The organism is Bacillus fonticola (assembly GCF_012955605.1).
Taxonomy (GTDB): Bacteria; Bacillota; Bacilli; order Bacillales; family JC228; genus Bacillus_CG; species Bacillus_CG fonticola.
In genome coordinates this window covers 2753354-2766927 of record NZ_CP052135.1, presented here as the reverse complement: position 1 = coordinate 2766927, position 13574 = coordinate 2753354, and the positions used below count along the sequence as shown (strand labels likewise).

At 43.6% G+C, this 13574-nt stretch carries 7 protein-coding genes; 3 read left to right on the top strand and 4 right to left on the bottom strand.

From position 1 onward, the window contains the following. Positions 1-141 precede the first annotated feature (141 nt). Positions 142-3663, top strand: a complete 3522-nt coding sequence (locus HHK01_RS13615) for a S8 family peptidase (protein ID WP_170008286.1) — start codon at positions 142-144, stop codon at positions 3661-3663. A gap of 174 nt (positions 3664-3837) precedes the next feature. Then, positions 3838-5820 (top strand): S-layer homology domain-containing protein, encoded by a 1983-nt coding sequence (locus tag HHK01_RS13610; protein WP_170008285.1) that lies wholly within the window; start codon positions 3838-3840, stop codon positions 5818-5820. 45 nt (positions 5821-5865) lie between these two features. Here the strand turns inward: HHK01_RS13610 and HHK01_RS13605 are convergent, their stop codons facing one another. From HHK01_RS13605 to csaB, 4 genes are read right to left on the bottom strand one after another with little or no spacing between them, the layout of a single operon-like run. Continuing rightward, positions 5866-7506 (bottom strand): hypothetical protein, encoded by a 1641-nt coding sequence (locus HHK01_RS13605; protein WP_170008284.1) that lies wholly within the window; start codon positions 7504-7506, stop codon positions 5866-5868. Next, positions 7503-9041 (bottom strand): murein biosynthesis integral membrane protein MurJ, encoded by a 1539-nt coding sequence (gene murJ / locus HHK01_RS13600; protein WP_170008283.1) that lies wholly within the window; start codon positions 9039-9041, stop codon positions 7503-7505. Before murJ ends, HHK01_RS13605 begins: the two co-directional genes overlap by 4 nt. 40 nt (positions 9042-9081) lie before the next feature. After that, positions 9082-10278, bottom strand: a complete 1197-nt coding sequence (locus HHK01_RS13595; RefSeq protein WP_170008282.1) for a glycosyltransferase family 4 protein — start codon at positions 10276-10278, stop codon at positions 9082-9084. A gap of 17 nt (positions 10279-10295) precedes the next feature. Further along, positions 10296-11417 (bottom strand): polysaccharide pyruvyl transferase CsaB, encoded by a 1122-nt coding sequence (gene csaB / locus HHK01_RS13590; RefSeq protein ID WP_170008281.1) that lies wholly within the window; start codon positions 11415-11417, stop codon positions 10296-10298. Between the two features lie 855 nt (positions 11418-12272). On the opposite strand from csaB, the gene HHK01_RS13585 reads away from it, so the two are divergent. Further along, positions 12273-13547 carry a nucleotide sugar dehydrogenase gene (locus HHK01_RS13585; RefSeq protein ID WP_170008280.1) on the top strand — a complete coding sequence of 425 codons (1275 nt, stop codon included), beginning with the start codon at positions 12273-12275 and terminating at the stop codon, positions 13545-13547. The last annotated feature ends 27 nt before the right edge of the window (positions 13548-13574 follow it).

Here is a 13574-nt window from a genome sequence, read left to right as displayed (position 1 = left end):
ATAGACGAATCTAAAAGTAAAAAGTTTCAATCAAATACTTACTATTTATTTGTAAAAATATGAAACTTTTAGAGAACTTGGTCGTAGTTATATAGTAGGGTGTCTACCCTATCAAAAACTCTCGTAAGGAGGAGTGAATGCATGCAATACAAAAAGCTACTCAGTTTGGGACTTGTGGCGGGTCTAGTTGTTTCGACTCTCGCACCAAGCAGTTTATTAGCCAAGGAAAAGGTGGATGCAAACCCGGCATCTGTTACCTCGTTGACAGACATCAAAGAACAGTGGAAACAAAAAACGGATCAAAATTCCGTGGATGCACTCAGTAAAGACACAATAGTGGTGAAAACATCACAGCCACTAACAGCGTTACAGCACCAAAAAGCTGGGGGAACAGTGATAAAGAACATTGGAAGCCACATAATCATTAAAGTTCAAAACGGTGAAGAAGGATTACATAATGCCATTAACACCTACAGCACCTATGACGGGGTACAATCGGTGCAACCGAGCGTACAGTTTCAATTATTCTCTACAGTTACTGACCCGAAAGCTAGTGAGCAGTACTATTTATCCATGTTGAAGATTCCAGAAGCACTCCAGCTCGCAGGAGAAAAACGAGTAAAGGTGGCAGTTGTTGATCAAGGCGTTGACGCCGAACATCCGGATTTGGACGGTCAAATGTTGCCAGGGTATAATACTGTCAATCCGATGAGGCAGCCGATTGCAGATTTTCATGGAACGCACGTGGCGGGTATTATTGGCGCCGAAAAAGGGAATGGTGTTGGGGGCTATGGGGTAAACCCTAACGTCGACATACTACCCATTGACGTCTTCAACAGGGGCCTTGGCGCAACGGATTATGCCATTGCGGAAGGGATACGAAAAGCAGTGGACGAGGGAGCGCAAGTCATCAACATGAGTTTAGGTGGACCGTTCCCTTCAACTGTTATTGAAGAAGCTGTCGAGTACGCACTACAAAAAAACGTGGTCATCGTTGCTGCCGCAGGGAATAATGGATCGGATGACAAGAACTATCCGGCTGCCTATGAAGGTGTCATCAGCGTTGGCGCAGTGAACAATAAAAAAGAGCTTGCGGATTTTAGCTCATATGGTTCGTCTGTCGATGTCGTAGCACCAGGAGAGGCTATTTACTCTCCGTTCTATGATTACGAAAAAGGATCTACGTTTGAATTCCTAAGCGGAACATCCATGGCGTCACCTGTAGTAGCTGGAGTTGCCTCACTACTTCTTAGTAAGTATCCAGAACTGACGCCAACACAAGTTGAATACGTGTTAGAAAAAACTGCAGAAGACCTAGGGAATAAGGGCTTCGATTCCACGTTTGGCAATGGTCTTGTAAATCCTGTTGCTGCACTACAGTTCGATGTATCACAGGCTCCAAAGGGTACACCGAGTAATATTCCAACTGGTGACGTAATGGATCTTGCAGCAGAGGTAGTGCTTTCTGAAGGGAAGGCAACAGTAGAAGGGTCCTTTGTAAATGCTTATGAGCAAAAATGGTATGCAGTGCCACTTAAAAAGGGAGAATTACTACAGCTTAATTTAAGTAGTGCAGATGAATTTGATCACGGTATTGATTTTCGATTTTTAGGTGGAGCTACTCACGATGTAACCGATGTAAACAAAGTGACAGAGGGTGGCGAAGAAGGCTTATTATACGAAGCACCTCGTGACGGAAATGCTTATATTGGGATTCGTGATGTAAATGGAAGTTTTGATGACTCCGATGCAAGAGCCAACAGCTTTGAGCTCTCTTTCAGCAGAGTATCACAACAACCCACAGACGGCTCTAGTGACCAACAACTTGCTGTCTTTGAAGAAATTCCAGGCTCTATAGAGGACACATTCTATTCAGCAGACACAGAAACCGAAGTAGATGACGATTACTACCAAATTACTTCAGACAAAGATCAGGTGATCAAGGTAGACTTGTCAGGAGTTCCCGGCGTTGACGGCAATATTGAAGTATACAATGGTGAAGAATACGCTCAGTATTTAGAAATGCTTGAAGAAGTACCCGTCGAAGAAGAAGCTCCGTTCCCAGGTACTGGCGAGATCTATACACCGTATCCGATTGCCCAAACAAATAGTGCTGGAGCAGGTGAAGACGAATCGTTAACGTTTGAAGCAGGTGCGGGGGAAAGTTTTGTTGTAAAAGTTTCAAACGAAGCAACCTACTTTTTCGGTCCAGTAGATTTCTTCTTGAACCCAGGAATGGATCTTTCTGAAGGAGTAGCTCAATCAATCACACCGTACACTCTTTCAGCAGAAGGAAAGGTTCTTCCGGAAGATGAAGATGGACTACCGGTTCTCGAGTTCCCTGAAGAAATGAAAGGAACCGAGGAGACTGAGATGGCAGTAAAAAAAGCAAAAATTAGTGCTTTAACGGAAGAAGAATTTACAATCCAGAATCCAGAGGAACAAAGGATTGAACAGATTCGTCAAAATGCGTTGCGACACTACAACGGTGACACGACGACAGGTTATCTCCAAGCGCGTTTTGATGAAGATTGGTATCGTTACGAGGCTCCAGAGGATGGAATCTATTCCTTTGAACTAACAGAAGGGATCGCAAATCTAGATATTGTGACAATTGATAAGTACGAAGATGAAAATGGTGTGACACGGGAAACGATCATGTACGTAGCATCAGGAGGATATGACTACTACGGTGAAGACACTGATGTAGAGGTATTTGCGAACCTGGAAAAGGGAAAAGAGTATTATGTTATGGTGACACCATCTTATATGATGGATGCGTTAAGTTTTGACCCATACTCATTCCGTTCCCGAACAGTATCCACTAACATTCAAGATGAGTACGAGCCAAATGACAAACTGGAAAAAGTACAAGATATTCCTGGAAACACATTTGAAGGTAACTTTGCAAAAATGTATGACGTAGATACCTTCTACTACCAGTCTAAGAAAGATCAAGTTCTAGGCGTTGAATTGGCACAGAAAGAGCTGAGTGAGTCCTTGCAAAGGCAGCTTCCAAAAGAAATACAAGGTGATTTCTTGGGAATCGCTACGCTTTTTGAAGACAGAAACAACAATCGTAAAGTAGACGAAGATGAATTTTCGACAGCACAAACTGTCATGCCAGATTTACTTAGCATGACGCTACCGACAACACAATATGGTGGTTTTCAGGTGGAAAAAGGCAAAAACTTCGTCTTAGTATTAGAAGGAATGTCTTTAGAATCTTCCATTACAGTGAAGCCCTACCGATTCACTTTATCGGAACTGAGTCAAGATGATGAAGATGCTAATTCAGTTGTGACAAACAACCGTTCTTCCGCACCACTCCCTTTAAAGAAACAGTCTAGCCGACTCTGGACAGTTGAAGGAAACCTAAATACAGGTGTGGACTACGGGGATGAAGATTGGTATGAATTAAACGTGGCTCAAGATGCCCTTTACAAGTTGCGCCTGAACACATCGGCTGAGGTCGACGCAGTAATTGAAGTATACCAAAACGGAGAACTCGTTCTTTCAGGTGATGATTACGGAAAAGGAGACGATGAAATCCACTACGTATCCCTCACTAAAGGCACTTACCAAATTAAAGTGAGAGATGTATTTAGAGGTGCAGCGGTCGATCCGTACGAGTTGAAGGCATACATCGAGCAGTACGAATAAGCTGTAGTTTCATGAATATTACTAGCCGAACCTACTCTACTAGGAGAGAAGGTTCGGTTTCTTTTGATTCTTTTTGTCAAATTCCCTCGAAATCTATCAATTTACCTATTCAAAAATGGATATAGCTTGGTAGAATGGAAGAGGAGCACGACAAATTTAGACAGGAGGGACAAAATGAGCATTTGGAAAAAGCCGACAGCTTGGGCACTTGTGATAGGACTTCTAATTCCTTCCATGACAGTCTTTGCATCTGAACCGAAAGATGACATTACTGGAATCTCATTAGAACAAGAGATGCGAGGTCTCATAGAGGAAGAGGTAATTCAGGGCTATGGTGAAGGCATCTACAAGCCTTTTCAAGATATTTCACGTGGCGAGTTCGCTACCTATCTAGCTCGTGCGTTGAAACTGCCCTCAGGTTCACAGCAGTTCGAGGATGTACCGTCAAGTTCATCGCTTGCCGCAGGAATCAACGCAGCAGCAGCAGCTGATCTAGTTACGGGTTATAATGAAGATGAATTTCGACCAAACCAGACAATTAATCGTCAAGAGATTGCACTAATAGTCTCCAAAGCGATGGATTATTTACAAATGCCTGAGGAACAAAAAGCGATAGAGTTTTTAGATCGTGCTGAATTTACTTCCTCAGTGTTTGTTAAAGCAGTGTATGCGAATGCCTACTATGAAATCATTCAAGGTTTCCCAGAGGACAACGATCAATTTACGTTCCGCCCGAAAAAAGAGGCAACACGTGCTGAAGCTGCGGCATTCGTATACCGGCTTCTAGAAGCGGAACAGAACCTAGCAGCACCTGGCGAGGAACCAGGACTGTCTTATAAAGTTGGTTCGATCGCAAGTGATGGAACGATGACGTATAAAGCGGGCACGTATACATCATACGAAGATGCCGAAAGTCAGCTAGACGATCAATACACTGTCATTTCTTATGATGATCAAGTTGTTTATATGGAAGACGGTCTTGTCATTACGAAGGTGAACCCTGGAATTAATCAAACGTATGTATACGACTCTAGTTCTTTGACTACTATGCTATATGGTGTGCAAGGAAATCGCGAAATGAAATACCTTGATGCGACAGAAGACTACGTTAAGGTATCTGTTGCTGGGCAAGAGGTATTTGTAAAGCAAGAACAAGTGAAGCTACTACCTAAACAGCAAATAAAAGATCGTTCTTATTTCACGGTTGATTCAGATGGGAATCTAGTATTTTACGTCTACAATTTTGGAACAGAACGATTCGAAGGGAGTTTGGCTATTGGACCAGCTCCAAGTTTTCTGAAACAAGGGGTTAAGTATACAAGTTGGGATGGAGCTACTTTCTATACGCTTGATGGAAAACAAGTAGGGAAAGAGTACAATTATTTCAACCTTTTGCCTGCGCGGACGGAGACATCTTACACGGCAGAAGAGTTAGATTCTTATATTGAAGACATGCTTGTACTAGTAGAAGATCGCTATAAAAAGGATCCTAAAACATATATTAGATACAAAGATGCTACAACGAAGAGCAAACTGATCGGCTTAGGAGAGTATCTTAAGCAAAAAGAAGAAGAAGAAAATATTAACGCGTTACTCATTCTCGCAATGGCTATACACGAGTCGGATTTCGGTACAAGTAGCCATGCTCAAAATAACAACAACCTATTCGGAATCCGTGTATTCGATTCAAATCCAGAAGATGGTAGTTCATATACAACTCCTGAAAAAAGTGTCGATGCACTCATAGAGGAGTATTTGAATAAGAACTACGTGAATCCGGCCGGTGACTATGCTAATGGACCGAACCCCGGCAACAAAGCGATGGGGATCAATGTTCGGTACGCATCAGACCCGCACTGGGGATTGAAAGTAGCTGGCCAAATGTATCGAGCTGATAAGGCTCTCGGTGGAAAAGACTTAGGGAAATACCAAATTGGTCTCACAAACACAACCAATTTGAATGTGCGGACACAACCTAGTGTAGAAACGTCAACGTTCCTTTATCAGTATAAAAATAGCGGAATGGCGGTTGCTTTGCTTGATAAAACAACAGAATCGGATGGATCTATTTGGTACAAAGTAATATCGGACGCCCGCGAAGCAGAAGAGGCGTACATTTACTCCGTGTATGTCAATGAGATTCCTATTACAGACTAACAAATAAGCGAGCAGAACCGTTTCGTATGGTTCTGCTCGCTTTATTCATGATGATTTGTAAGGGGGAAAGCCTAATCGGACTAAGTCCCCCTTCACCTCATCGTACACTTCAAAATCAATAGACTCCAAGTAGCCTACTTTCGTTTCAATGAAAAAAGCAAGTGTTTGATTTTGCTCGCCCGTCAACCTTTTCCAATTGTCGAATGTTTGTAATAAGTCAACAAGTGTTAGCTGTTCGTAGTCGCCACCAGCAAATGAAAGGTCGGGGTTTATTTGGTACCACAGATCTCCGTTTTCCTCACGCACCCAACCTTCACGTGTTTGTTGAAGGGCTGTTAAAATTGACGTCGCTGTCTCGATATACAAATCTTCCTTCGTTTGTTCATAAGCAGTAAGAAGGATGTTGAGACCCCCTAAAATGTGGTTCATCGAGGCATGGGTTTGTTTAGAACGATCGTAAGGAGAGAAGTAATCTGCAATCACAAATCCTTCTCCGATCGGAATGACGTTTTTCATCTCTACTTGCTCCACAAGATAGTCAGCGTAATTTAACTCGGCTTGCTGTAACGTCGGAGAATCCAGGAGCTGCCCCACTTGCGTAAGAAACTTAGCAATGAATTCATTATGGCGTGTGTCGATGTATGGAGCAGTGGTTCCGTAAGGCTTCTTTAACCATGTACTTGTGTACTCTGTCTCCCACATCTTCGTCCCTTTTTCTTTTCGGTAATTCAAAAGATCTGCGGTCGAATTCAACACTAAATCCCAAAAGTAACGTTCCTCAGATGTCTCATAGGCTGCCAAAGCATAGCGATCCTGCATTGCACCAAGATTGCGACCGTAGCCCATCTGTGTCGATGGTTCAATCGACCACGGTAATTTTTTATAAGGGCCCTGATCTGTAAGCCAATTGTTTGCTGATTTGTATTGTACGTTTTGAAAGTCAATCCAGTCTTGCTTGGCAGTTTCATTTGTGAATAGAGACTGAGAGGACTGCAACCACCACTGTTCGTTCAAAACCCCTTTAGCTACTGTAATGGGAATGGTTAAGGTGAGCTGCGTATCCTGAACAGCCCATGTCATTTGCCTTTTTTCACCCACAAGCTCACGAAGGGTACTTTTCCCCCCATTTTCATATCGCTCCGTCAGCGTTATGGATTGATACGTTTTGCCAACGACTAGAGAGTACTTTTCATCATCAAAACGATATAAGCGTACATCCCCGATCGGTGAAGACGTGGGATCAATTCCAGTATTCCCATCGTGCTCTCGAACGGGGGCTTCCTTTTCCCAATTGTTGAAGTCGTACCTATTTGTGTTAGGAAACGTGACGGATAGCGATAGTTGTAACTCTTCTGCAAACCTTATATTTTCAGTACGATGGAAGACAAAGGTATCCCCATCTTCCAATGTGCGAAGAGTCAGTTGAAACTGGCCGATTTCTTTGCGACCGTCTAGCACATCATATACATACGTCTGGTCGGTGTAGATCCCTTCTTCCCCTTTTGCTTTCGTCTCAGCAAGTAAAAAGGAGAGTTCCTGATTCGGATCTTGAAGACGAAGCGTGCTGCCGTCCAACATGGTAATAGACCGGCTGGAAATGGTATTAGGAGTAAACCACCAATACAAACTTCCAATGACAGCAAGAACAAGTAATAGAACACTTCCTCGTATCCACAATGTCCTCATGAATCATTCCTACCTTTTGTACGTATTCTAAGTAGCTGCAGTAACTGTCGGAATCCTTCACGATAGAAGAAACGTAATCCCACTATGTATAACAACCCTCCGATAGGGACTAAAATGGCGAGCTGTGCAAGGGAGTAGAGTCCATTAAAAGGGTCCCACTGCTGTAACAGAAAGAGTGGTAGCGCCATCAAGAGCACTGCCGGGAGTCCGCGTAAAATCATGCTCCACAAACGTGTTCTCTCTGCTGGAGGAAAGTCTTTATAGACAAAGAAAATGGTTGCAGAGACGTAATAGAAAGAAACGGCAGAACTTGATAAGGCTAAGCCAGGATAACCAAAGTCTAATGGGTAGACAAAGAGCCAATTTAAAAAGGCATTGAGTGCGATCGTTGTTACACTAATACGGAACACTACTGCTGTTTTATGTTGGGCATACATCGCCTTGGACACGATATATTGCATGCCTTGCGTGACGATCATAGGTAAATAGAAGATAAGTGCGAGATAGGTGGCGTACGTGTCTTCACTCGTAAAGGCACCCCGTTCGTAAATAAATTCTAGGGCAGGTTGTCCCACTATAAACAGTCCTACTGATGTAGGGAGTAGCGTAAGATAGGAAAGGCGCAATCCCTCAAAAACGGTTTGTTGAAACTGCCTTTGGTTTGATGCACGCTCTGCCAACAACGTAAAGATAATCGTTGCTACTGTCGTTGCGTACAAATTGTGCGGTATCGTGACGAGTAACGAGGCATTGTTTAAATAGGTGACAGCCCCTTCAGTCGTCCCGGAAGCAAAAAATTTATTAACGAACATGTTGACTTGGCCGACGACTGAGTTCAATAGCGCAGGAACGAGCAGGACGAGAAATGCTTTGCGATAATCGCGCTCGACTCGTAACGTAGGGCTCCATTTATACCCGTTCTTAAACAGGAAGATGAGTTGAATCACAATCCCAAGGAAAACCCCGACTATAAATCCGTAAGCCAAGCTATGGATACCGAGCCACTCTGAAAAGGCAAGAGCGAAGACAGCCCCCAAAAGTGTTTGTGACAGTTTGGACAATTGAGTAGGAACGAATATACGGCGTCCCTGTAGGTAGGAATCTAGAATCCCATTAAGTGCGATCATACTCATAAAAGCAACGAACACTTGTGTAATCGAAACAGCTACAGCTTCAGTACCTGGTTGCATGTTTCCAAAGATGAAGGGGACTAAAAACGGAACTAGAAAGAATCCGACAGCAGTCGCCGCGATAAAGATGAGTACTGTCGCATTCATAATCCCGTTCGCATTTTGTTCAGTTTCCTCGGGACGCTCTTTCCGGTTTTGTACATATTGTGGTAAGAAAACGTTGTTAAAGCCATTGGCAATCATGGCCAAGACGAGTGTAATAAACGAAAAAGCGAGCAAGTAACCGTCAGTCACTTCACTGACACCGAATTGACTAGCAATAACGCTTTCGCGCAAAAAGCCAGAGAGTTTGACTAAAATAGCCAAACCGCTCATCCATAAAGCGGCTTTTTTTAAAGAATTCATGCTTTCCACCTCTCTCGCAAAAAAAGCGTGTAGAAAAAATCTACACGCTCGTTGAACTTTTTTTGTGACGAATAGCTTTTTCATAGATCGCTTCGTATTTTTCTGCCGCGGTCAGATGTGAATACTGCTTTTCAATTTTTAATCTTGCGGCAGTTGCCATTCGCTGTCCCTCTTCAGGGTGTTCTACCAATTGAATCATCGCTTCGGAAAGCTGCGGAATGTTCTTTTCTTCCACTAGAATGCCGTCTTGCTTGTGATCGACAATTTCTTTTAAACCTCCAACTGCGCATGCAATCAGTGGAATGCCAGAACCCATTGCTTCTAAAGCGGAAATTGAAGTGGCTTCTTCAACACCAGCAGAGTGGATAGACGGGACAAGAACACCGTCAGCGAGCGCGTAAAATTCCTTCATCTCGTGGTGAGGAATCGCACCAAGAAGACGAACCGAATTCGCTAAGCCTTCTCTTTCGATCTCAGCTTTCATCTCAGAAAGTGACTCACCTGTTCCCGCGTAGATTAACTGGACGTTCGGATGTGATTTGAGCACAGCAGGGAGAGACTTAATCGGATAAATGACACCATTCTTTTTTGTGAGTCGTCGTGGGATGAAATATACAAAGGCATCCTCGCTTACCCCATGCTTGGTCCGAAACTCCTGACGTTTTTCCGTTTCTGGTTGAAATGCATGAATGTCGATGAAGTTTCGAATGGCTGTCCCGTCCACATTTGCCTGTTTTTTTACGTACTCTTTAATACGTTGATCAACAGTAATAATTTCCGTTGTCGTTTGGAATGCTTCAATTTCCTTTTTCTTCAAGAAGGCTTCCTCTTCACTTCCCTGTGGAACGGATCCAGCACTGACTGCTTCAAATGCCATGTATCCGTGCACAGTAGAAACAGTAGGCAGACCCGCCTCTAAAGAAGCAAAGGTGGCGAATACGTCTTGTGCGTTCACGATATCGTATTGACGTTCCTTGGCCTTTCTTAAGATGACGGCTTTTAACAAGTTTTTCCGTGCTTGGCGACTCCACAAAATACCGCGACCCTTTTTCATCTTGTTAAGGCCGAAGCTAGGCCCTTTAGCGAAAAGATATTGTTGCGCTTTCGGAACATCGGAAATACTTACTACGTCGACAACGTGTCCACGAGCCTCTAAACCAGCTTTCAATGTCGTAACGTGCGTGGACAAGCCTCCTGCATGTGGGTAATCAAACACGGTTGCCAACAGAATGTTCATGTTTTAGGCTCCTCTCCTTATTTCTTAATAGTGGGTGCAAAGTAGTTTTGTAAAAGTTCAAGATTCTTCTTAGCTTCTGTTCTCATTCCTTCTGCTGCTGTCTGGACTTGGTGAGAATAAGTTTCGCGGTCATGAAGGATTTGTTGTACGTTCTCCACGACTTTCGTAGCACTCACCTCTTCAATAGTAGAAGAAAAAGGCCACATTCCCGAACGTTTCAACAGGCTCTCCACTTTCCGATCGTAGCTAATCCCGACATGCGGGACACCAGCTAACGTAGAGAAAATAAGTGAATGCAGGCGTAGCCCGATCGTCATCTCGCAGGAAGCAATGGCTTGATAATATTGATTTGGCGTAAAATCAGGCCCTAGCAAATGGCAACGATCACTGTGTTTCATTCGATCTAATACGAAGCGAGAAGCTTTTACGTCGTGATGCCCTTCCATCGGTACAAATATTGGAGTGATTTGCTCCGTTTCAATAAGCGTGTCCAACGCTTTGGCAAGTTCAATATAATGACGCTGTTCCTGAAACCATGGACGGATGGATACGGCTACTTTTTTCTCGTGTCCGTCTAAAGGTAAACTTTTCATACAAGCATCATCAGGCTTTGGCTGAAACGCAAACACGATATCTGCTGTGACAACCGTTTCTGGTTTTCTTACACGCAATTTGTGAAGCAGGTCTTTAGAATGTTGATCGCGGACGGTAATAAGATCAGCTCGATTTGCAAGCAGCCACATGAGAAACTTTCCCCAACGACTATTTACGGGTCCGATTCCTTGCGAAAAAAACATCACCTTCGTCCCACATATTTTGGCTAAGAGAACAATTAGTAAATAATATGGAAGCGGACCGAACAAAAACTTTGTCGGATATGTATCTTGCAATAGCCCTCCACCACCGCTAATGAGTACATCTGCTTCTCGTAGTGCCTTTACCTTCTCCTTATTTTCCCGTCTCCACGCTCGGTAGACCGTTTTGACACCGTGAGTTTGGGCGGTCTCTTTAGGCGAAAGTGAAAAGACGGTAATGTCGGGGTGATCAAATGTATCTCGTAAATTGTCTACAATGGCTTCTAAAATGGCCTCGTCCCCAGTATTTCCTAAGCCGTAAAAGCCTGAAATAACAAATTTCACAAAGGTTCCTCCTCTGGAACACAACACGATCCTCGGGTAAGAGCGTTCAAACCCGAATAAGAGCGTTAATCCCGATATAAGAGCGTTAATTCCGGGATAAGAGCGTTAATCCCCGGATAAGAGCGTTAATCCCCGGATAAGAGCGTTAATCCTGATATAAGAGCGTTAATCCCCGGATAAGAGCGTTAATCCTGATATAAGAGCGCTAATCCTGGGATAAGAGCGTTAATCCCGATATAAGAGCGTTAATCCCGAGATAAGAGCGTTAATCCCCGAATAAGAGCGTTAATCCCGATATAAGAGCGTTAATCCCCGGATAAGAGCGTTAATCCCGGGATAAGAGCGTTAATCCCCGAATAAGAGCGTTCTAACGGTGTCACTCCATTTGAAGAAATTGAATGTCGAAGTTTAGCATAGTGGTTTATACTCAGTTTGCCAACCGTGTCACAGAATTGTTCTTAGATCGTGACGGTAGTGCAATTGGATTGCCATAACTGTTAAGGAAAATCGACAAAACAGTGTCGGTTTTTAATAGGCTATTAACGTCTAGCGTCCTTCTTATATAGTGTAGTATGCGGGCCTTATCCTCATTCCCGAGCTTGAGTAGTAGTAGAGAAATGGGCATGTACTCGTGATAATGCGCCTTTTCAGCATGTCAACCGCCTTTGCCAATACGTGACGAAACTTGTCTGAAAAGCTACCCAATATTGTATCACTAGGAGATTTTGCAAGCAATTGGCATATCGACGAATGCGTAAATTTTGCTATACTAGAGGATGTTGAACACGTAGTATATTAGAATGGATTGTCTGCGGTAATGAAAGAATATTGTCGAAAAAGAGAGGTTCTATACGCATGAAGAAAATTTGTGTGATTGGATTAGGATATATTGGTTTGCCAACTTCAGCCGTATTTGCTCGGGCTGGGTTTGATGTTGTAGGGATGGACGTAAGCCAACACGTTGTCGATACGTTGAACCGTGGAGATATTCATATTGAAGAAGAAGGATTAGCCGAGGTTGTAAAAGAGGTTGTGGCGAATGGGAAACTCCGTGCTTCCACAAAACCAGAAGAAGCAGACGTTTACATCATTTCTGTTCCGACTCCTGTACACGCTGATCATACAGCGAATTTAGACTATGTGGTGGCAGCGACAAACTCTATCGTGCCTTATGTACAAAAAGGAAGCATTGTTTTAGTAGAGTCTACCATTCCGCCTCGTACGATGGATGATGTAGTCGCACCTATCATCACGGCAGCTGGCTTCTCTTTAGAGGATGTACACTTAGCTCATATTCCGGAGCGAGTGATCCCTGGCCGCATTATGATTGAACTGATAGAGAACACGCGTATTGTCGGTGGGGTAACACCAGAAGCGGCAAAAAAAGCGGCCGATGTATACCGCACGATCGTACAAGGTGAGTGTATTGAAACAGAAGCATTAACAGCTGAAATGTCCAAGCTGATGGAAAACACGTATCGCGACGTAAATATTGCACTAGCGAACGAGCTTGTGAAAGTGTCGGGCAAACTCGGTGTTAATGCACAAGAAGTGATCTCGCTTGCCAACCGTCATCCACGCGTAAACATTCATCAGCCAGGACCAGGTGTTGGAGGACATTGTATTGCGGTAGACCCCTATTTCATTATCGAAAAAGCGACAGAAGAAGCGCAGTTAATGAAGATGGCCCGTGACATAAACAACAGCATGCCGTCATTTGTGTGCGAGCAAGTTGCCCGTTTAACTGCCGAAATTAACAACCCAACGATTACGCTATTTGGACTTACGTATAAAGGAAACGTAGATGATGTGCGTGAAAGCCCGTCCCTTGAAATCGCTGAAATGCTTGAGAACACGGGGGCGTATACGATTCGTTATCACGATCCGCACGTTCGCCAGGAGCAAGTAGCTTTTCCGCTTTCTAACTTTGAGGACAGCGTGAAGGACAGCCACCTTATTCTCGTGTTAACAGATCATAACGAATTTAAAACGATGGATAGCGAAAAGCTGCAATCACTCATGAAGTCGACGGTTGTTTTCGATACGAAAAATTGCGTAGAGATGAACGATGAGCGTGTTCAAGTTGTTAAGATTGGGAATTTATCAGAGTTAAAAGCGATCCAGGCATAACAGCGCGAGAGAAGGGAGAGCGACTCT

What these genes read in the sequence shown, in the direction of transcription:
- HHK01_RS13615 (WP_170008286.1), top strand. Translation starts at nt 142, where the DNA reads ATGCAATACAAAAAGCTACTCAGTTTGGGACTTGTGGCGGGTCTAGTT.
- HHK01_RS13595 (WP_170008282.1), bottom strand. Translation starts at nt 10,278, where the DNA reads ATGAACATTCTGTTGGCAACCGTGTTTGATTACCCACATGCAGGAGGC.
- murJ (WP_170008283.1), bottom strand. Translation starts at nt 9,041, where the DNA reads ATGAATTCTTTAAAAAAAGCCGCTTTATGGATGAGCGGTTTGGCTATT.
- HHK01_RS13585 (WP_170008280.1), top strand. Translation starts at nt 12,273, where the DNA reads ATGAAGAAAATTTGTGTGATTGGATTAGGATATATTGGTTTGCCAACT.
- HHK01_RS13610 (WP_170008285.1), top strand. Translation starts at nt 3,838, where the DNA reads ATGAGCATTTGGAAAAAGCCGACAGCTTGGGCACTTGTGATAGGACTT.
- HHK01_RS13605 (WP_170008284.1), bottom strand. Translation starts at nt 7,506, where the DNA reads ATGAGGACATTGTGGATACGAGGAAGTGTTCTATTACTTGTTCTTGCT.